Source organism: Methanogenium cariaci JCM 10550 (assembly GCF_001315945.1).
Taxonomy (GTDB): domain Archaea; phylum Halobacteriota; class Methanomicrobia; order Methanomicrobiales; family Methanomicrobiaceae; genus Methanogenium; species Methanogenium cariaci.
In genome coordinates this window covers 21,548-42,157 of record NZ_BBBG01000016.1, presented here as the reverse complement: position 1 = coordinate 42,157, position 20,610 = coordinate 21,548, and the positions used below count along the sequence as shown (strand labels likewise).

Below are 20,610 nucleotides of genomic sequence, written 5' to 3'. Positions count from 1 at the left end.
ACCTACCGATAATCTCATATAAAAACGGGAGGGGTGAGACAACTCACCCCCCCGCTATCAATATTATCTATTTGGACCCTTTGATGGAGGCGGGGGAACGGCGGATTCTCCTGCGGAACCGGGGATCGTTCTCCGGTCCTCTGCCGCGACCACGAGCTCCACGGCCACCGCGTCCACCGCGACCGCCCTTGCGGCCGTCATCCTGCGATGCCTTCAGGGCCTTCTTGAGCTGGTTTCCGGTCTTAAACCGCTGGTTTGGACCGGGTTTCTTATAGTTTGTCTCCTTTGCCGGGACAAGTCTGACCTGACCCGTTACGCTTTTGATCTGCGTCCATGTTGTGGTACCAGTTTTTCCCATAGAACAACTCCTTACTAATTAACACAGGGAAACGGATAAATGTAACCGAGAGGGGGGGAGCAGTCCCCCCCTCAGACAATCCTTCCCACTTCTTCTTTCAGCAGTTCGGATATGACCTTTCCGTCCGCCCGTCCCCGCAGTTCCTTCATTACGACACCCATCAGGGGGGGCCGACCGCACGCATGCCCTGTTCGCGGACAAACGCCTCACGTTCGGTAATCGCGGCGCAGATGACGGCCCGCACCTCTTCCCGGCTGATGGACGGAGCAACTGCACTGATCGCCGTATCGATATCCTGCCCCCTTCGCGAGGGCGCGGATCACCGGTGGGATGGCCTCCTTTGCGACCGCACCCGTTTCCACCCGGACGAGCAGATCCACGAGTGCCGCTCCCGGCACGGCGGCAACGTCGGCACCGTCACGGGAGAGTTCCTTGAGCGTGCCCAGCAGGGTGTGCGCCGCAAGACTGGCCTTCACACCCTGACCGACCGCCGCATCAAAGAGGCGGCACTGTCGGGAGTAGACCATCTGGTGGGCAAGGGACGCGTCCAGCCCGGTCTCCCGCACATACCGCTCGGCCTTGTCGGTGAGCAGTTCCGGCAGAACGAGGCCGTCATAGTAGGCATCCGTCACCGGCACCGGCAGGACATCGGTCTCCGGATACATCCGGGCCGCACCGGGCAGGGGGGGACGCATATACGCCGAGCTGCCCTCTTCGAGCATCTTGCGGGTCTCCTCGGGCACGCCGTCCATGGCCATCTGTGCACGCCTGCGGACCTGTGCAATCGCACAGACAACCTTCTTTTTGGCATCCGCAACGAGCACCACACAGTCATCCGTGCCAGCACCCACGGCCTGTTTCAGGGAGCAACCTCCGCCTCGGTGACCCCCCCGTAGGCGGGCAGTTCGTCGGTGTGGAAGAGCCCGCCCACGCCGCATTTCTTGGCGTAGTCGGACATCTCGCTGCCGAGACGCCTGCCGGGCTGAATCTCACAGCCGACCAGACCGTTAAATCCGCGAAGACAGACCGCGTGAATCGTCTTGGCCCGCTTCAGGATTGAGGAACCGGTCTCTTTAAAGAGGGCAGTCACATCGTGGGTATCCTCGTCCACCGAGGCATTCCTTGAGAGAAGTTCGTCCTTAATGGCAAGGAGATTCACCTGCCGCTGCACCTCGCGCCGGACCACTTCATCAATGAGCCGGAGTTCCTGCACGCCCTTGATTTCGACACGGGCACCCTCGGCAATAGAGACATTGACATCCTGCCGGATGGTGCCGATACCGCGTTTCACCTGCATCGTCGAACGCAGGAGCATCCCGATGTAGGAGCTACGGCCTTCACGGCTTCCGGCGTGTGCATGTCCGGTGCCGTGGTGATCTCGGCCAGGGGAATACCCAGACGGTCGAGGGAGAAGAGCTGGTCCTCGATACGCTGGGCGGCCTCTTCTTCGAGACAGATGGACTCAATCCGCTCTCCCGTGGGCAGGGAGCCGTTGAGCGCCACCAGACCGGTGCGCTGGAACCCGCTCGTATTGGAGCCGTCGATGACCAGTTTGCGCATCACATGCACCTGTTCGACCGGCGTCATGCCCATCATCTTTGCGATGGTCAGTGAGAGCGCCAGCGCCTCGGGGTTGAGGGGTGCCGGGGGCTCTTCGTCATTTTCCACGAGACAGGTGGTGTCATACGCATAGTAGGTGAACGGGCGCATGACCATCATCTCCTCGCGGGCCGCCCGGTCAATCTCGCCCATCTCGGAGACCGTCGCCCGGAGGTAGCGGAAGAATTCGGCGTTGTGCTCTTCGGCATCCCGCAGGACGGTGGGGCAGTGGCAGAAGAGTTTCTCTTTGGTGTCGAGCTGCTGGTGAATCTCAATGCCTGCCTTCAGGCCGAGTCTGGCATAATCGTAGTCCGCCATCAGAGACACCTCCCGAACTCGCCCCCGCAGGGGGGGCGTTGTCATCAGACGGGCCGCCTCTTCGGTATCATTCGTCTGCCCGAGGACCCACATCAGTTTGACATAGGCCACCTCAGGCAGCATCTCGTCCCCCCCTTCCAGCACACCTGCGGCCAGAAGGTCGCGGCCGGTGTCATAGACCCGGTCACAGACCCGGCCGTTGAGGCACTGGGAGGTCATGGCCACAACCGTGCCCGCATCCGTCAGCGAACGCAGCGCCTCGATCACCGGCGCCGAGGTATGGCCCAGACCGGTGCCGGAGACTACGAGGCCCCGGTAGCCCTCGAAGGCATGGATCAGGTCGGGGGGGTGCATGCCGGGATAGAAGGTGGACAGCCCGACCTTCTCCTCGAGCTTCGGGGGGGAGAGCACGGGTTCGGTGTCCGGCCGTCGGCGCACCGCATCCTTTGAGAGCGTCACATCCAGTGAGGGATAGGCGACCGAGCCGATGGGTGCCGTACCGAGGCTTTGGAAGGCGTCACGCCGCGAGGTGTGCATCTTGCGCACCCGTGTTCCGCGGTGGATAGCACAGGTGTCGTCGTTGGTGGACGCATGCATCACCACGGCCACCTCACCGAGATCGGATGTCGCGGCCGCCGCACTCGCGAGGCCGTTCATGACATTGTCACTTGACGGCCGGTCGGCGGAGCGCTGGGAGCCGACAAAGATGACCGGTGCCGGGGGGGTGTCCAGCATAAATGAGACGGCGGCGGCCGAGTATGCGAGCGTATCGGTGCCGTGGGTCACGATGACCCCCCCCTCGGCCCCCCCGTTCTTTATTTCGTTGCAGATGCTTGTCGCCAGCGTCTGCCAGATGGCAGGGGGGGTCATATTCTCCGAGAGGATGCTTGCAAGCACCTCGGAACGGAACCGGGCGATATCCGCAAGGCCGGGAATGGCCCGCATGATATCGTCTGCGGTAAACTGGCTCGTCACCGCACCCGTCCGGTAGTCCACGCGGCTCGCAATCGTGCCACCGGTGGAGATGATGGAGAGCTGCGGGAGGGAGGGGTTCTGTTCGATGGTCATTCCCACGGTCTCTGTCATCTCCGGTGCTGCGACCACGGTCAGACATGCCGGGTCGACCCCCCCGATATTGTATCCGCTGTTCAGTTTAATGACCGCCATCCCGTCACGTTCGGTGATGTAGGTCGCGGTCTGTTCCATGCCTGCATATTGGCAGGTCACCTCTGTTCCTGATTCCATCATTCTTCAACCAGTCTCCGTGCGTCACGGATCATTGTATCTTCTGCCGCCTGCAGACGTTTCTCTTCCGACCGGACCCAGTGCCAGTCGTCCTCGAGGGTCGCGTGCTGTATGGCGATCGCCTGCTTCACCGTCTTCGGTGCCGGGCCGCCGGGGGCGCTGCGCAGACGCACGCTCACGTCCACATCCAGTGCCTCGAGGATGCGCTTTTCGGTCAGGCCCCCCCGCTCCACGAGGGAGATGCCCGAGAGGGTCTGTGCCGCCGCCTCAAGGACAGGGAGTGTGATCATCCCGCTCCGGATTGCCCGCCCGATGATATTGTGGGCTGCACGGAACGGCAGACCAAACTCCCGCACCAGGACATCCGCGAGTTCGGTCGCGGTGGAGAAGCCTCTCCCCGCCTCTTCCCGCATCCGGTCGGGGGGGTGGAAGGTGGCGGTGCTGATGATCCCGGTGGCGATGCCGATACAGGCGCCGGACTCGGCGACGGCCCGCCAGAGCGAGGGAGTCACGTCCTGCAGATCGCGGTTATAGCTCATCGGCAGACCCTTCACCGCAGTAAACGCCGCGGTAAAGCTGCCTGCGACAACCCCCCCGCTCTTGCCCCCCCGCAGGATCTCTGCGGTGTCGGGGGGGTTCTTTTTCTGCGGCATGATCGAACTGGTCGAGCAGTAGGCGTCGTCCAGCGTCACAAACCGGACAAAGGCAGAGCTCCAGAGCACGATCTCCTCGGCCATACGGGAGAGCGTGGACATGAGAATCGTGCAGGCCGCGGTAACCTCAATAACGAAGTCCCGTGCGGAGACGGCATCCATCGTATTGAGCACCAGTTCCGAGAATCCCAGTAATCCGGCGGTCATATCCCGGTCAATCGGGTAGCCGGTGGAGGCAAACGCCGCCGCACCGAGCGGGCAGCGGTTCACCCGGCCATAGGCATCCCACAGACGCTCGAAGTCACGGGAGAGCGCCTGTTCGTAGGCCAAAAGATAATGCCCGAGAGTGGTCGGCTGGGCGTGCTGGAGATGGGTAAATCCCGGCATCACCGTCTGGGTGTGCCTCTCCGCCTGTGCCAGAAGCGCTGCACGCAGGGAGGAGATGCCTTCCATATGGGAAAGCAGCGCCTGCCGCAGACGGATACGGATACAGGTCGCCACCTCATCGTTGCGTGACCGACCCATGTGCAGCCGTCCGCCCTTGTCCATACCGGAAGCGGCAATCAGACCGGCCTCGATACCGGCGTGCACATCCTCGTACTCGTCATCAAATACCGTCTCCGGCACACCGTGTTCATACATCTCAAGCAGTGCGGCCATGACCGCGGATGACGCATCCCGTTCGATGATTTCCTGCTGATCCAGCATCAGAAGATGGGCGATATCCACCCGGATATCGGCATCAGCAATCCACCGGTCTGCATCCATTGACGAGAGGAAGGCAGCAACTTCTGCGGGCCGTCCGCCCGCAAGCCGCCCCCTCCTCACCGGATCGCTCGACATTTTTCACAAAACTCCTGCCTATGGTATACGAAATGAAAAATGTTAAAGCAATGCATTTCCAGGATATCCACCCCCGGCCGCCCTCCGGCCAGCCCGATCAGGTTTTGTCAGATTGTGTTACGAATCTGACACAGGCGGACAATGATCTGACCAAAATGAGAGAAATTTAATAATACCCGGAAAAGAAGAACATATAATCAATCACCTACATCAGGAGAACCGATTACATGAAATCAAAAGGACTATTCATCCTGGCCATCTGCGCCATTGCAGCCGTGCTGCTTGTCGCCGGATGCACCGACACCGGCTCCAAGACGACGGAAACCAAAGACACTCTCTCCTTCGGCTACCAGCCGTCCACCCATCAGGTGGCATACATGGTCGCAAAGGAGAAGGCTGGTGGGCAGCCGACCTTGCCCCCCCTTCGGCATCACCAAGATTGAAGACCACAAGTTCCCCCCCACCGGAGCACCCGAGATGCAGTCCATGCTCGCAGGTGACATCGATGTCGCCTACGTGGGTGCAGCACCCGTCATCTCCGCACTTGCCACCGGCCTTGACGCAAAAATTGTTGCCGCCGTGCAGGTGCAGGGATCGGATCTTGTTGTCCGGCCTGAAGTCAACTACACCGGCCCCCCCGAAGACCTGAAGGGACTGACCATTGCCACATTCCCGCCGGGCACCATACAGGACACCCTCCTGCGTGACTGGCTCCAGGCAAACGGCATTAACCCCGACACCGATGTGGACATCCGCCCGATGGGCCCCCCCGGTGACGCTACCGTCGCCATATCAGAGAGTGCAGTAGACGCCGTATTCCTGCCGCACCCGGCCCCCCCTTCCACCATCGTTGCGGAAGGGAACGGAAAGATTGCCGTGCAGTCCGGTGAGATGGAAAAAGACCATGCCTGCTGTGTACTGGTTGTCTCCGGCGACCTCATCCGCAACCACCCCGACATGGTGGACCAGATTGTCAGGACCCACATCAAAGCAACCGAGTATGTGATTGCAAACCAGAACGAGACCGCACAAATATACCACGACATGAACAAGGTGGACATGGCAGTCATCGAGGACTCGTTTGCCACCTGGGACGGACGCTGGATCACCGACCCGTCCATCATCATCACATCCGTTGTTGACTACACCAAGGTGCAGGCAGACCTCGGCTACATCGACCATCCGCTCACCGAGGATGAAATCTTTGATCTGTCCTTCTACCGGAAGGCAACAGAAGCCTAACCTTTTTTTCCCTGCCTGCACAGTTCTTGAGAAGAGACCGGGAACCGTATTCCCCCGGCACGCACCGTGGAGCACTCACCCATGCGTACACAGAAAAAAACCTCCTACCGGAACATACTGATACCACTTGCCTCCGTTGCCGTGGTCATCGTCATCTGGCAGATTGTTGCCGTATATCTCGTCGGAAACACGTTTAAACTGCCCAGTTTCACCGAAGTAGTCAGTGCTTTTATAAAAGACATGTTCGGCCGCGGGGGGGCACCCTTCCCGAGGACATCGTGGTGAGTCTGTACCACTTTGCCATTGGCATGGCAGCAGCCCTCCTCGTCGGCATACCGACCGGGGTCTGCATGGGCTGGTTCCGTGACATCGATATCGCCCTGAACCCGATTGTCGAGATCATCCGTCCCATCCCGCCCCCCCTCGCGTGGATCCCGTTTGCGATCATCTGGTTCGGGCTCACGCACGAGGCGGCAGGGTTCATCATCTTTATCGGCGCCGTCTTTCCCATCATCATCAATACCTACACCGGATTTCGCAATGTGCCGAAGGTATTCATCGAGGCAGGAAAGGTGCTCGGCTGTACAAAGAACCTCGCGTTGATCCGGAAGATCGGGTTCCCCCCCTCGGCCATCCCCCCCGAGATCACGGCAGGCATCCGTGTCTCGATGGGTATCGGCTGGATGTGCCTGGTCGGTGCCGAGATCTTCGGTGCGGGCACCGGAAAGTTCGGGCTGGGAAAGAACCTCTGGACCTACTACAACCTGCACCAGATGGACAGTGTGGTCGTCTATATGCTGGTCCTCGGTGTCATCGGCATCGTGATTGACATCCTCTTCCGGCATTACGTAGACAAACAGACCGTCCGCTGGCAGAACAATATGGAGTGATGAGGATGGCAGTCGTATCAGTTCAGCATATAACCAAACTCTTTGCCCGCGACGAAGGGGAACCGACCGTCGCCCTCAAAGACGTAAACCTGGAGATCGAGGATAAGCAGTTCATCTGCATCGTCGGTGCCTCGGGTTGTGGAAAGACCACGCTTTTGCGTATCATCGCAGGGCTGGAGACCAGCACGGAAGGCACGATTCTCCTGGACGGGAAACCGGTCACAGGAACAGACACCGACCGCGGCATGGTCTTTCAGGAGTATTCCCTCTTTCCGTGGAAGAGTGTCATCGACAATATCGCCTTTGGTCTGGAAATGCAGGGCATCCCCAAGGCAGAGCGCAGGGAACAGGCGGAGAAATACCTGAAGATCATCCATCTCGAGAAATTCCGGGACGCTACCCGCATGAACTCTCCGGGGGCATGCGCCAGCGGGTCGCCATTGCACGGGCCCTTGCAAACAAGCCCAAGGTGCTTTTGATGGACGAACCCTTCGGGGCACTGGACGCACAGACCCGCAATGTGATGCAGCGCGAACTCCTGGAGATCTGGGCCGAGACGCAGAAGACGATTATTTTTGTCACGCACAGCGTGGACGAAGCCGTGTTCCTTGCGGATAATATCGTGATCCTGAGTCCGGGGCCCGGCCGAATCGAAGAGGTCATCACGGTCGACCTGCCCCCCCGTATGCGGGATCGGACCGCACCGAAATTTGCCGAATTGCGCAAACATATCCTCGAAACGATGGAAAAGAGCGCAACTATTCGGTAAGTTATATAAGGATATATTTCCATTTTTTATAGCGCATTTATTCATAGAGGAGTCACAAGCAATGGTCCGAAAACCCGCAGTAATGTACAGATCTGTCACAAAGAGGGCATACACACGCCGAAAATATATGGGCGGCGTACCCGGAAGCAAAGTTGTGCAGTTCGATATGGGAAATCTTCAGGCTGATTTCCCGGTTGCCGTCTCAATACAGGTTGATGAGAAATGCCAGATCCGCCACACCGCAATGGAAGCGGCTCGTATTAACGTGAACCGTAAACTCATCAAGGATATCGGCAGAATGAACTTCCACCTCAAGCTGCGCACCTACCCGCACCACGTTCTCCGTGAGAACAAGCAGGCAACCGGTGCCGGTGCTGACCGTGTTTCACAGGGTATGAGACAGGCATTCGGCAAACCGGTGAGCAGTGCAGCACGTGTCGAGGCAAACCAGAAGATCTTCACCTGCTACACCACCGAGGCAAATGTTGACAGAGTAAAGGATATCATGAAACACGGTATCCAGAAGCTTCCGTCACCCGGCAGAATCGTTGTCGAAAGAAAAGAATAATATCTATATTCCCCCCCAGAGGGGGGGCATATACTTTTTTTACCATCGCATTGCACATCTCAACAGATACACGTAAGAGATGGAACGATATTTATGACCGAATGTAGCGATCAGGAGAAGCTGCGCAGAGCCGTGGCACAGGCAGCGACCGATGCGCTGAGAGAGGCAGAGATACACCTGCCGGATGATGTGAGGGCAGCACTTGAGAGAGCGTATGCCACAGAGGATAACCCGGTTGCCCGCAGTGAACTGGAAGCCATTTTTGAAAACATCAACACTGCAGAGCGAGAGCAGGTCCCGATCTGTCAGGACACCGGGGGGGTCCCGGTGTTCTACATCACGATACCCCCCCCACGTGCCGTTCACGGATGCGATCGCCGAAGGCGTGCGGGACGGCGTGCGAGAGGCGACCGCAGCAATTCCCCCCCTCCGCCCCCCCAACGTCGTCTCCCCCCCCGGACGCGGGAGAATACGGGCACCAACTGCGGCACAGGGATGCCTGCACTGCATATCACACCGGGAGAGACGTTCCGCCTCACGGTGCTCCCGAAGTGCCGGTTCCGAGAACGTCTCCGCCCTGAAGATGTGTCTGCCCTCGGAGGCAGGAGACATTGCCCGCTTTATCACCGAGGCCGTCCTGCGGGCCGGGGGCAAACCCTGTCCGCCGGTCATCCTCGGCATCGGCATCGGCTCCACCGCGGACGGGGCGATGAGCCTTGCAAAAGAGGCGCTCCTCAGACCGCTGGGAGAGATGAACCCGCTCGAACAGGAGATCTATGACGCGGTAAACGCCCTCGGCATCGGCCCGATGGGCCTCGGCGGCAAGACGACCTGCCTGGGGGGGGTGCGGATACGGGAGGCCGGATGCCACACTGCCTCCCTTCCCGTTGCGCTCAATGTCCAGTGCTGGGCCGCACGCCGGGCGACAGTCGAGGTGCAGTATCCATGATCCGCCTTTCGACCCCGCTCGGCGACGAGGTGCTCAGCCTGAAAGCGGGCGAACGGGTCAGCCTCTCCGGGATGATATACACCGCCCGCGACGAGGCGCATCTGCGCATGCAGGAGAAAGGCATCCCCTTCGACCCGCAGGGAGCGGCTGTCTATCACTGTGGGCCGGTGGTGAAGGACAACACGATCATCGCCGCGGGTCCCACGACCAGTGCACGGATGAACGAACTCTCCGGGTTTCTGGTGGATGCGGGCGTGCGGGCACTGATCGGCAAGGGCGGCATGGGCGAGACGGTGCGAAAAGAGCTGCGGGCAGAGGGGGTCTACCTCGCCTTTACCGGCGGCTGTGCGGCCCTTGCGGCGTCACGCATGACCCTGAAAGGCGTCTTCTTTGAAGACCTGGGCATGCCGGAGGCCGTCTGGGCCATCGAGTGCAGAGACCTCCCTTTGACCGTTGCAATCGACTCTGAGGGCAATGACCTCTTCTTTGACGTCCGCCGCAAAGCAGAGAAACGATTTGACAAAATGTTCTGATTTTCCCCCAATCCGGGATGTTAATCAGTACTGTCGATACCTTTAGTAAATGATCGGAACAATAATAATAGCAGGACGTGCCGGATGAAACTAAAAATCGATGAACGGCGGTGCAAGGGCTGTAACCTCTGCACCACTGTCTGCCCATACAATATATTTCAGGAAGGCAGGAAACTCAATGAACGGGGGGGCATTATGATCCCCCCCATCCTTGACCGGCCCGAACGGTGTACCAACTGCCGCCTGAGAAAGCTCTACGGCAGGCAGCTATGCGGTGCCTGCCAGATGATCTGTCCCGACCAGGCGATATACTGGGTCGAAGAAGATCCCTATTCTGAAGAAAGTGTGGTGATTGAGTTTTGAGCAACATTGAATTCATGCAGGGAAACAGGGCCTGCTGTGAGGGGGCCCTTGCCGCCGGATGTGATTTCTTCGGGGGCTACCCCCCCATTACTCCGTCCACCGAGGTCGCAGAGCTGATGGCATTAAAACTCCCGAAGGCGGGAGGCACCTTCATCCAGATGGAGGACGAGCTGGCGAGCATGGGGGCCATCATCGGTGCGTCGTGGACCGGCGCCCGTTCGATGACCGCCACATCCGGGCCGGGATTCTCCCTCATGATGGAGAACATCGGCTACGCGGTGATGACCGAGACACCCTGTGTCGTCGTCAACATCCAGCGGGGGGGCGGTCCCTCGACCGGCCAGCCGACGATGTCCGCACAGGGAGATATGATGCAGTGCCGCTTCGGTTCCCACGGCGATATGGCAACGATTGCCGTTGTGCCGTCAACCGTGCAGGAGATGTATGACCTGACCGCCAAGGCCTTCAATCTCGCCGACCGGTTCCGGGTCCCCCCCACCTTTGTGATGTCGGATGAGACGATAGGCCATATGCGGGAGAAGATTGTCATCCCCGATGCGGTCGATATCGTGCCCAGAAAACCCCCCCTCGCCGAGGGAAAACTGCCCTTCGAGGCGGATGAGGACGGCGTCCCCCGGATTCGCACAGTTCGGGAGCGGCCACCGGGTGCATGTCACCGGTCTCACCCACGACGAGCGAGGCTATCCCGATACCACCGACCCCCCCGAGGTCCACGAAAAACTGGTGAAACGTCTCTACAACAAGGTGGAGTCCAAACGCCACGAAATAGCCGATTATGACGCGGTCAATACCGACGCGGAGATTGTCTTTGTCACCTACGGGCCGTGTGCCCGGACGGTCCGGCAGGTGCTGCACGACCACCCCCCCAATGAAGAGATCGGTCACCTGAACCTGCGCATCGTCTGGCCCTTCCCGGAGGATCTGCTGAAGCTCTTTTCCAATGCGAAGACCTTCATTGTACCCGAACTGAACCTCGGCCAGATGGCCCGTGAAGTCGCCCGGCACACGACCGGTCAAGAGGTGCTCTCCATGCCCAAACTCGGCGGGCACATCCATACCCCCGCGGAACTCTATGCCGCAGTGGAGGTCAGACAATGACCACCCGCGTCTTTGAGAAATGGTACCGCGAAGACCGGCTGCCGCATATCTTCTGCACCGGCTGCGGGAACGGCACCGTGATGAACTGCGCCATCAAGGCGGTGGACACCATGCAGTGGGAGATAGACGACACCGTATTTGTCTCCGGTATCGGCTGCTCCTCCCGTGCACCGGGATACATATCCACCGACTCCCTGCACACCACCCACGGGAGAGCCCTTGCCTTTGCGACCGGCGTGAAGATGGCAAACCCCGATCTCAATGTGGTGGTCTTCACCGGTGACGGAGACGTCTCTGCCATCGGCGGCAACCATTTCATTCACGCCTGCAGGCGTAATATCGATCTGACCGTCATCTGTATGAACAATATGATCTACGGCATGACCGGCGGACAGGGCAGTCCCTGCACCCCGGTCGGCATGATCTCCACCACCACCCCCCCCTACGGGGGGGCTGCCGAGCCGGTCTTTGACCTCGCAGAACTCGCGGTCGCCGCCGGGGGGGCGAACCATGTGGCCCGGTGGACCTCCTACCACACCAAGGAACTCACGAAGCCATTGAGACCGGTCTTGCCAACGAAGGGCTCTCGTTTGTCGAGGCGATGGTGCAGTGCCCGACCGCATTCGGCAGGAGAAACAAGTTCCGCAAGGTGACCGATCAGGTGGACTGGATGCGGACGCATGCCGTCCTCCTCCAGAAGGCCCGCCGGATGGAACAGGAAGGCAAACCCTTCCCCCGAAGGGCACTTCACCGTCGGGGGAATTCGTCAATCGTAACCGTCCGGCAATGGGGGGTGCGCCGATGAGGCACGAGGTCATCTTCTCCGGGTTCGGAGGACAGGGCGTCATTCTCTCTGCGGTGATTCTCGGTCGGGCGGCGGCTCTCTACGGCAACAAATACGCCGTGCAGACACAGGTATACGGCCCGGAGGCACGAGGCGGGGCATCGATGAGTGCGGACGTCATCGACGACGAACCAATCCTCTACCCAAGGTCTCTATACCGGACATCTATGTGATCATGTCCCAGCAGGGGGGGTTCGAGAAGTACGGGGGGGCAGACGCACCGGACGATGCCCTCATGCTGGTGGACGCGGAACTGGTGCATTCACGGCCGGGATGCACCTGCATCGAAATCCCCCCCGCGACCACCGAGGCAAAGGATACGCTGGGCCGGGTGATCGTTGCAAATATTATCATGCTCGGTGCGCTGGTTTCGGCCACCAATATCGTCTCCGAGGATGCCATTGAACGGGCGGTGCTTGACAGCGTGCCCAAGGGAACGGAGGACCTGAACCTCAAGGCCCTGCACCTCGGATTTGAACTCGGAAGACAGAAGTGAGGAACGAACGGATGAAACTCCTAGAATTTGAAGCAAAAAAATATTCAGCAGATACGGTATCCCCCCCATTCCCGAGAGTGTGGTGATCAGCAGCCCGGAGGAACTCAGTGACCAGCTCGACCCGTTCACCAATGACGTCGTCGTCAAATCCCAGGTGGACGTGGGCGGACGGGGCAAGGCGGGCGGCGTCATCATCGCACCGAAGACAGACGCCGTCAATGCGGCCACCCGTCTCTTCTCCCACCCGATCAAAGGTCTGCTCCCGAAGGCCATCCTCGTCGAGGAGAAGCTGCCCATCGAACACGAATACTACGTGAGCATCACCATCGACCGGACGACACGCCAGCCGATGATCCTCTTTGCCGAGACCGGCGGGGGGGTCGATATCGAGGAGACCGCCCGGACGAGACCGGAGGCCCTCCGGCGTGCCGGGTTCTCTTCCCTGCTCTCGGACGTGCCGGGATACCTGATGCGCCAGATTCTGGGAACTGCCCCGAAAGCACTCGGCCCGGTGATCAACAACCTCTACAAGGCGTTCTGCGGGTCGGATGCCCTCTTAGCCGAGATCAACCCCCCCTCGTGACAACCCCGAAGGGTGTCTTTGCGGCAGACGCTAAACTCATCATCGACGACAACGCCTGATACGTCAGGGCATCACGGCGAACCGTGACCTGACCCCCGCGGGAACGCGAGGCGGAAGAGAACGGCTTCTCCTATGTCGAACTCGACGGCTCGATTGGAGTCATCGGGAACGGTGCAGGCCTGACGATGTCCACTCTCGACCTCATTGCGCACTACGACGGCAAAGCGGCAAACTTCCTCGATGTCGGCGGCGGCGCCGGGCGCGAACGCGTCATGAAGGCCGTGCGCCTGGTGGCGGGCATGCCGGATGTCAAAGTCATCGTCGTCAACCTCCTCGGCGGCATCACCCGGTGCGACGAGGTGGCACAGGCATTATCGACGCGGGCATCGATCAGCACGTCATCACCCGGCTCGCCGGGACCAACGAAGACGAAGGCCGGGCTCTCCTTGCAGAGAACGGCTACCAGATGCTTGAGACGATGGAAGCAGTCGTGAAACAGGCAGTAAAGGAGGCAGCAATATGATATACGGCGACCATACGACAGGCATAATTGTTCAGGGGGCAACGGGCAATCAGGGGGCCTTCCACATCGACCTCATGAACCAATACGCAAAAGAGACCGGCGGACGCGGCGTGGTGGCAGGGGGGGTCACCCCCCCGGCAAGGGCGGTCAGGAGGTGCACGGCGTCCCGGTCTACAACAGCGTACGCGAGGCACTGGCAGAGCATGACGCGTCCACCTCGGTATTGTTTGTACCCGGATTTGCGGCAGGCGACTCCATCATGGAGGCGGCCAGCGGAGGAATCGAACTGGTGACGGCGATCACCGAGGGCATCCCGGTGCACGACACCATGCGGGCGCTTGCCTTTGCCCGGATGGAGGGCTGCACGGTCATCGGCCGAACTGTCCCGGTCTGCTCTCTCCCGGCGAGCTGAAACTGGGCATCATGCCCCCGCATCTTGCGATGCCCGGCAACGTGGGCATCATATCCCGCAGCGGCACGCTCACCTATGAGGTGATCAACGAACTCACGCGGGCCGGTATCGGCCAGTCGACCGTCGTCGGCATCGGCGGCGACCCGGTTATTGGCCAGACCTTTACCGAGGTGCTGGAACGGTTTGAGTCCGACCCGCAGACAAAGGCCGTCGTCCTGATTGGAGAAGTGGGCGGCAACCTCGAGGAGGAGGGCGCAAAATCAACCAGTCTTCCCCTCGTCACCTACATTGCGGGCATCTCCGCACCGCCGGAGAAACGGATGGGCCACGCAGGCGCCATCATCGAAGGCGGCGAGGGCGATGCGGTCTCCAAGATCGCACGCCTCAGAAAGCTGGGCATCCCGGTGGCGGGAAAGCCCTCCGATATCCCTGCACTGGTGCGGGAGATCGTATGACCCAGACGATGCTGAAGGCAGCGGCCGCACTCGCAGAGGAGGTCGGTGCCAAGGCAATCGTCTCATTTATCGAACCGGTGGAGTTCAGCTGCGACATCCCCCCCGTCATATGGGTGCGGGACCTGCAGCTCGATGTGTTGCGGGATCTCACCATGCACGACATTCTGGAGATATCCGAGCGCCACCTGCACGACGCCGCGGTTCAGATCTATATCTCCCAGAAATATGAATTCGGCAAGGTCGTCGGCGTCTTCCCCTATGCAATTCTCGTCTATGACATTGACAAGGGCAAGGAGTTCATCAGCGTCCAGGAGTTTGACGACCTCGTGCCACGGGGGGGCGTGATGACCGCGGTTCTCCAGCTCGCCCTTGAGATTGCCGTCGAAGGCCGGGAGGGCCACTCGATAGGCACCGCGTTTATCATCGGCAATACCGAGGAGATATTCAGCCATTCCCACTCGGCCATCATCAATCCCTATCAGGGACACAGGAAGGAGGTGCGTGACATCACCAACCGGGGCAACTGGGAGAGTGTAAAGGAGTTCGCCCAGTTAGACGGTGTCTTTGTGGTGGACACCACGGGAACCATCCAGTCGGCCGGACGTTATATCGATGTCAAAGGAGAGGATCTGAGCCTCCCCCACGGTATGGGCGGCAGGCACCGGGCGACAGCCTCCCTGACCCGCATCATCTGCGGTGGGCGTCACCATATCCGAGAGCGGCGGCATGGTCCGGGTATTCCGGAACGGCGAGTGCTGGCTTACCGTCCGGTCTGACGTCCGGATTAAGAGCTAAACTTTTTTGGCTCTTCGCTGAATTGTGGGGGGGTAAATTTCTCTGGAATTACCCTCCACGTAGATGGGAACACAATTGCAGCACACAAGAATCCCCGAAAATAGGCGTAACAGAAGGGATGTTCGCCTACCCCTCCTGTATGACGCATCACACTTGGCGAGGGTCTTGCAGGGAGGGGGCACACTCTCCCTTGCTTTTCGTCAGAACCAAAAAACAATAATATTCTGAAGATATTGACTGACTTTGGAACATGTGAAAAATATACTCACTTATATGAAGAACCCACATGAAACAGCGATGAACCACTTTTTTTAACAGAATATTACTCGAAGTAATATTTTACCCCCCCAAGGGAAATTCTTATGTCTCAACGAATCCCCCCCATTTTAGTTATCTAAGGAGTTCGTGAATATCAATGGTACGAAATATTGCAGTTGAGACACTCAACGAGACACCCCCCCTGAACCGGCAGAGACTGGAACTTGCAGAACGCAAATGTATCGGCCACCCCCCCGACAGTCTTGCGGATGGTATTGCAGAGGCCGTTTCACAGGCCCTTTCACGGGCATACCTGGACGAATGCGGTGCGGTACTGCACCACAACACCGACCAGGGCGAGATCGTGGCAGGCGAGTCGCTCCCGAAATTCGGCGGCGGCTGTATCACCCGGCCCACGTACGTGCTCCTGACCGGACGTGCCACAAAGACCTTCGAAGGCGTGACCATCCCCCCCACCGATGCCATCGCTGTCGAGGCCGCACGCAATTATCTCTCCGAAACCCTGGAATATATGGATCTGAACCGGGACGTCATCGTCGACTGCCGTATGGGTACCGGCTCATCGGATCTCCGGGACGTCTTCCGTGCCTGTGAAAAGAAACACCTGCCGTATGCCAACGACACCTCGTTCGGTGTGGGGGCATGCTCCCTTCTCCGACCTGGAGAACGTGATCCTTGCCGTCAGCGAACACCTTGACAATGTATACCGCCCGAAAAATCCCATCATCGGAACCGATATCAAGATTATGGGTCTGCGCCAGGAAGAAGACATAAAACTCACCCTGTGCGTGCCGATGATCGACCGCTTCTGTGCCGACATGAACGACTACAAGGATGCCGTCATCCGGGTCGGCGAAGAGGTCCAGCGGGTCGCCTCCGGTATCACCGACCGCCGGGTGACTGTGGACATCAACACCGGCGACAACTACGAAAAGGAGAATGCAATCTTCCTGACCGTGACCGGCACCTCCGCGGAGATGGGAGACGACGGGTCGGTCGGCCGGGGGGGCAACCGTGCCAACGGTCTGATCACCCCGCACCGCCCGATGAGCATGGAGCCACCAGTGGAAAGAACCCGATCAACCATATCGGTAAGATATACAATCTCCTCTCCACCGAACTGGCCCAGCAGTGCGCACAGGAACTGGACGGCATCGAAGACCTCTACATCAGACTGCTCTCCCAGATCGGACGGCCGATTGACCAGCCGCTCGTCGCAGGCGCACAGTTTGTCGCGGCAAAGGGAGCGGATGAAGCTGCCATCAGCCGCGGTATCGAGGAGATCATCGATGCCGGTCTTGAGAATATCACCTCCGTCACCGAGCGGGTCATCCGCGGTGAGATGAAGACCTTCTAAACACCCCCTAACGGAACACAGACATATGACAGACGAGACACGAGAGCACATACGGCTGGCAATACCGAACAAAGGACGCATATCAGACCCGATTCTTGACCTTCTGGAGAAAGGAGGTCTCCACCTCCATAGTTCATCCAGCCGCAAGCTCATCGCACCGACCTGTGACCCGGCTGTCGAGGTGCTCTTTGCCCGGCCGATCGATATTCCCGAATATGTGGCAAACGGTGCCGCGGATCTGGGAATTACCGGACGCGACATGGTTCGGGAACGCAGAACCACGGTCACCGACATACTGGATCTGAAGATGGGCAGTGCCACCCTGGTGCTTGCGGTACCGGAGGAGTCCGGCATCACAACCGCAGAGGAGCTGGCAGGCAAACGCATCGCAACCGAGTTCCCGCACACGACCGAGGATTTCTTCCAGAAACGCGGTATCGAGGTCAGCCTCTTCCCGGTTGGCGGTGCCTGCGAGGCCACGCCCTATCTCGGGGGGGTCGCCGACGCGATTGTGGATTTGACCAGTTCCGGCACGACCCTGAAGACCAACCATCTGACGGTGATCGAAGAAGTTCTCCGGTCAACGACCATCCTCATCGGGAACAATGCGGCCATGCAGCACCCGCAGCGGCGGGAAAAGATTGATGAAATAACGCTTGCCCTGGAGAGCGTCATATCGGCCCGCGGCAAGTGCTACCTGATGATGAACGTGCAGCGGGACGCCCTCAGTGAAGTGCGCAGTGTGCTGCCCGGTCTGGGCGGGCCGACGGTGATGGACGTCGCATCGGACGAGAGCCTTGTTGCCGTCCATGCGGTGGTCGATGAAGAACGGGTCTACCAGCTGATCACCCGTCTGAGGAATGCCGGTGCACGGGATATCCTCGTCATGCCGATTGACCGGCTGATCAGGTGAGACAGATGAAGGTATTTCCCGCAGTCGATATCCTGGACGGCACCTGCGTGCAGTTGGTGCAGGGCGACCGTAAGAACCGCGTGGCCTATGGCGACCCGGTCCTGCGTGCAGAGGAGTGGCTCCAGCAGGGCGCTGACGCCCTGCATGTGATCAACCTGAACGGGGCCTTTGGTGCCGCTGAGAAAAACGTCAGTCTCATCAAGGAGATCATCCGCTCCACCGGCGCGAGATACAGCTGGGCGGCGGGATACGGAGCACGGCGGATGCGGCAGGCTGGCTGGACGCCGGTGTCAGCCGTGTGATCATCGGCACGCTTGCCGCCGACCGCCCGGAGGCGATCACCGAGATCGCAGACGCATACGGCAAGGAGGCGGTGATGGCCGGGGGGGTGGATGCCCGTGACGGCAAGGTGGTCGTGCACGGCTGGGAGAAGAGTGCCGGTGACGTCATCACCATGGCCCGTCTCTTTGAAGAACGGGGTGCCGGTGCCCTGCTCTTCACCAATGTCGATGTGGAGGGATTGTGCAACGGCATCGCTGAAGAACCGGTGCGGCGCCTGAAAGAGGCCGTGACAATTCCCATTGTCGCCTCAGGAGGCATCACAACGCCACAGGACGTCCGAATAATGCGTGAGATAGGTGTGGAGGCCATTGTACTCGGTTCAGCTGTACAAGGGCACTATCACCCTGAAAGAAGCAATCGAAGAGGCAGAGAGATGAGACAGGCAGACGTAACGCGAAAGACCCGCGAGACTGAAATATCGGTGGCGGTGAACCTGGATACCGATGAGACCATCGTTATCGATACCGGCATACCGTTCCTTGACCACATGCTGGAATCCTGTGCACGCCACGGGAGGTTCAGTCTGACCGTGAAGGCGGCAGGCGACCTGGAGATTGACTGCCACCACACCATCGAGGATACGGCCATTGTCCTCGGAGAGGCGCTCGCCGAAGCGCTGGGGGGGGAGAAGCGGGGGGGCATCCGGAGGTTTGCCCACATGGCAGTTCCCATGGACGAGGCCATCGCGGTCGTGACCCTGGACCTCGGGGGGGCCGGGGCTATCTGGTGTATGACGCAACGTTCTCAGCGAACGGGCTGGGAGCAATTCCCGCGGACATCTTTGAGCACTTCTTCTACACGCTCTGCATCCACGCAGGCATCACTGCACACATGAACGCCACCGGCAGGAATGACCACCACATCTGTGAGGCGCTCTTCAAGACCTTCGGTGTCGCGTTTTCAACTGCTGCAGAAGTAATTCCCGGGCGAACCGACATCCCGAGTACAAAAGGAATAATCTGAAATTAACTTTTTTTCAAAAAGAAAGGATGTTAGAGGTTCAGTTCGTTGACTGCAAGGTCCACATCTTCTTTCTTGATAGTCTTCCGGCCAGCGTGCTTGGCATACTTGCTTGCTTCTCTGGTCAGCTCAGCAATGTATTCCTGAGCAGCATCTGCGATTGCCTGTGCGGCATCGCTGCCAACTCTCTCAGCGCCGTTGTTTTTTGCAATCCTCACGACTGCAGCGATAGGTAGATCATTTGCCATATGTATTGCACCTCAGAAAGAAAATCAGCAAATTAATATATAAACTTTCTGGCGATTCGAGGTAATATGCCCTGTGAAATCCACAATGAGGAGTATTCGCGGTGTATTTCAAACACCCTGACCAAATCAGAGATGAATTTTTAAAAAACGCATTTTTAGTGACCAAATCACGATATGATTGTGCAACAATGCGCCTTTATTTTTTAATCAACGAATTGGCAATGAATACCGAATTTGAATAATCTGATGAGGCGCGCGAAGTATCGACAAAAATTCTGTCGATATTTGCCACCGGAGCACCATGGGCAACCCCCCCCTCCGAGGAGGCAAAGTGTACGGAAAATAAGGTTTCCGGATATGCCATCCGGAGCGATGATGACACCGTGGGAACGGACGGCAGACTCAATCAGAATTTCTGCATGGTCACACCCCCCCGCACGGGCGGCCACCTCCTCTGCATCCGCAATGGTTTTATCCACCACCGGATGACGCCCGATGTCACCGAGGCGCCCGCCGGAGAGTACCGCCACCCGGTCGGTCACCCCCCCGAAGGCAGGGGGGGCCATCGTTCGTGCCCGGGTAAGCAGAGAGAGTTTCTCGTCCACCGTCCAGCCCTCATCCACTCCGACCGGTGCCAGCAGAAACCTGATGCCATCTCCCGTCTCCAGAAAGGCAATCCGTTCCAGACGAGAAACGCCCGCCACCTGTTTCAGTGCGGACAGGGTTGAACTCGAAGGCAGACTGCCACGTATCGCCGCATCAATATCGCCGGAGAAGAGCGCCTGCACCAGTGCCTCTTCCGGCACCGTCGTGTAGACAACATCATCCCCATCGGAAAAATATGCCCGGTTATCGGGATGGGTAAAACAACGGAGAGGAACGGTTTTGGAACAGCGTTCCATGGTCGTCCGGACGGATTCCGGGTTTGTCCCGGCACCAATCCCAATTACCATT

General features: G+C 59.2%; 14 protein-coding genes and 12 pseudogenes. 20 read left to right on the top strand and 6 right to left on the bottom strand.

The features are described from left to right. Positions 1-67: 67 nt before the first annotated feature. The 4 genes and pseudogenes from JCM10550_RS12200 to argH all read right to left on the bottom strand — a co-directional run bounded on the left by JCM10550_RS12200 (position 68) and on the right by argH (position 5,016). Complete coding sequence (locus JCM10550_RS12200) at positions 68-358, bottom strand: DUF5350 domain-containing protein (RefSeq protein ID WP_062399502.1); 291 nt, start codon at positions 356-358, stop codon at positions 68-70. 71 nt (positions 359-429) lie between these two features. Next, positions 430-2,275, bottom strand: a pseudogene (gatE, locus tag JCM10550_RS18980) (Glu-tRNA(Gln) amidotransferase subunit GatE). A gap of 15 nt (positions 2,276-2,290) precedes the next feature. Continuing rightward, positions 2,291-3,481, bottom strand: a pseudogene (gatD, locus tag JCM10550_RS17365) (Glu-tRNA(Gln) amidotransferase subunit GatD); the annotation flags it as partial. Between the two features lie 38 nt (positions 3,482-3,519). Further along, positions 3,520-5,016 carry an argininosuccinate lyase gene (gene argH / locus JCM10550_RS12185; protein WP_062399501.1) on the bottom strand — a complete coding sequence of 499 codons (1,497 nt, stop codon included), beginning with the start codon at positions 5,014-5,016 and terminating at the stop codon, positions 3,520-3,522. A gap of 227 nt (positions 5,017-5,243) precedes the next feature. On the opposite strand from argH, the gene JCM10550_RS23235 reads away from it, so the two are divergent. The 20 genes and pseudogenes from JCM10550_RS23235 (at position 5,244) to hisB (ending at position 19,411) form a co-directional block, all read left to right on the top strand. Next, on the top strand, positions 5,244-5,459 hold the full coding sequence (locus tag JCM10550_RS23235) for a hypothetical protein (protein WP_245619158.1): 216 nt from the start codon (positions 5,244-5,246) through the stop codon (positions 5,457-5,459). Further along, on the top strand, positions 5,416-6,258 hold the full coding sequence (locus tag JCM10550_RS12180) for an ABC transporter substrate-binding protein (protein ID WP_245619156.1): 843 nt from the start codon (positions 5,416-5,418) through the stop codon (positions 6,256-6,258). Before JCM10550_RS23235 ends, JCM10550_RS12180 begins: the two co-directional genes overlap by 44 nt. Positions 6,259-6,339: 81 nt before the next feature. Continuing rightward, positions 6,340-6,543, top strand: a complete 204-nt coding sequence (locus tag JCM10550_RS23230) for a hypothetical protein (protein ID WP_245619154.1) — start codon at positions 6,340-6,342, stop codon at positions 6,541-6,543. Further along, positions 6,537-7,148, top strand: a complete 612-nt coding sequence (locus JCM10550_RS12175; protein ID WP_245619152.1) for an ABC transporter permease — start codon at positions 6,537-6,539, stop codon at positions 7,146-7,148. Before JCM10550_RS23230 ends, JCM10550_RS12175 begins: the two co-directional genes overlap by 7 nt. Positions 7,149-7,153: 5 nt before the next feature. Further along, a pseudogene (locus JCM10550_RS12170) lies at positions 7,154-7,917 on the top strand (ABC transporter ATP-binding protein). A 61-nt stretch (positions 7,918-7,978) separates the two neighbouring features. After that, positions 7,979-8,485, top strand: a complete 507-nt coding sequence (locus JCM10550_RS12165) for a 50S ribosomal protein L16 (RefSeq protein WP_062399500.1) — start codon at positions 7,979-7,981, stop codon at positions 8,483-8,485. A 93-nt stretch (positions 8,486-8,578) separates the two neighbouring features. Continuing rightward, positions 8,579-8,977: pseudogene (locus tag JCM10550_RS23225) on the top strand (fumarate hydratase); the annotation flags it as partial. Beyond that, positions 8,871-9,434 (top strand): fumarate hydratase, encoded by a 564-nt coding sequence (locus tag JCM10550_RS12160; protein ID WP_245619162.1) that lies wholly within the window; start codon positions 8,871-8,873, stop codon positions 9,432-9,434. The pseudogene JCM10550_RS23225 and the gene JCM10550_RS12160, both read left to right, overlap by 107 nt. Next, positions 9,431-9,967, top strand: a complete 537-nt coding sequence (locus JCM10550_RS12155) for a FumA C-terminus/TtdB family hydratase beta subunit (protein WP_062399499.1) — start codon at positions 9,431-9,433, stop codon at positions 9,965-9,967. Before JCM10550_RS12160 ends, JCM10550_RS12155 begins: the two co-directional genes overlap by 4 nt. Positions 9,968-10,051: 84 nt before the next feature. Beyond that, the gene (locus JCM10550_RS12150; protein ID WP_062399498.1) at positions 10,052-10,330 is read left to right on the top strand and encodes a ferredoxin family protein; all 279 of its coding nucleotides are present in this window, start codon (positions 10,052-10,054) and stop codon (positions 10,328-10,330) included. Between the two features lie 14 nt (positions 10,331-10,344). Further along, a pseudogene (locus JCM10550_RS12145) lies at positions 10,345-11,449 on the top strand (2-oxoacid:acceptor oxidoreductase subunit alpha). Beyond that, positions 11,446-12,241: pseudogene (locus JCM10550_RS12140) on the top strand (thiamine pyrophosphate-dependent enzyme); the annotation flags it as partial. The pseudogenes JCM10550_RS12145 and JCM10550_RS12140, both read left to right, overlap by 4 nt. A gap of 9 nt (positions 12,242-12,250) precedes the next feature. After that, positions 12,251-12,789: pseudogene (locus JCM10550_RS12135) on the top strand (2-oxoacid:acceptor oxidoreductase family protein). A gap of 11 nt (positions 12,790-12,800) precedes the next feature. Further along, positions 12,801-13,895 (top strand): annotated as a pseudogene (locus JCM10550_RS12130) (acetate--CoA ligase family protein). Continuing rightward, positions 13,892-14,762 (top strand): annotated as a pseudogene (gene sucD, locus JCM10550_RS12125) (succinate--CoA ligase subunit alpha). The pseudogenes JCM10550_RS12130 and sucD overlap by 4 nt, the downstream one beginning before the upstream one ends. Next, on the top strand, positions 14,759-15,538 hold the full coding sequence (locus tag JCM10550_RS12120; RefSeq protein WP_245619150.1) for a diadenylate cyclase: 780 nt from the start codon (positions 14,759-14,761) through the stop codon (positions 15,536-15,538). Before sucD ends, JCM10550_RS12120 begins: the two are co-directional and overlap by 4 nt. Positions 15,539-15,972: 434 nt before the next feature. Continuing rightward, a pseudogene (locus JCM10550_RS12115) lies at positions 15,973-17,193 on the top strand (methionine adenosyltransferase). Between the two features lie 25 nt (positions 17,194-17,218). Beyond that, positions 17,219-18,106, top strand: a complete 888-nt coding sequence (hisG, locus tag JCM10550_RS12110; protein WP_062399496.1) for an ATP phosphoribosyltransferase — start codon at positions 17,219-17,221, stop codon at positions 18,104-18,106. A 5-nt stretch (positions 18,107-18,111) separates the two neighbouring features. Beyond that, a pseudogene (gene hisA / locus JCM10550_RS12105) lies at positions 18,112-18,825 on the top strand (1-(5-phosphoribosyl)-5-[(5-phosphoribosylamino)methylideneamino]imidazole-4-carboxamide isomerase). Further along, positions 18,822-19,411: pseudogene (hisB, locus tag JCM10550_RS12100) on the top strand (imidazoleglycerol-phosphate dehydratase HisB). Before hisA ends, hisB begins: the two co-directional pseudogenes overlap by 4 nt. Positions 19,412-19,440: 29 nt before the next feature. Here hisB and JCM10550_RS12095 read toward each other — a convergent pair. Both JCM10550_RS12095 and JCM10550_RS12090 read right to left on the bottom strand, forming a co-directional pair. Then, the gene (locus JCM10550_RS12095) at positions 19,441-19,656 is read right to left on the bottom strand and encodes a histone family protein (protein ID WP_062399494.1); all 216 of its coding nucleotides are present in this window, start codon (positions 19,654-19,656) and stop codon (positions 19,441-19,443) included. Between the two features lie 203 nt (positions 19,657-19,859). After that, positions 19,860-20,609 (bottom strand): phosphotransacetylase, encoded by a 750-nt coding sequence (locus tag JCM10550_RS12090; RefSeq protein ID WP_245619148.1) that lies wholly within the window; start codon positions 20,607-20,609, stop codon positions 19,860-19,862. Position 20,610 lies beyond the last annotated feature (1 nt).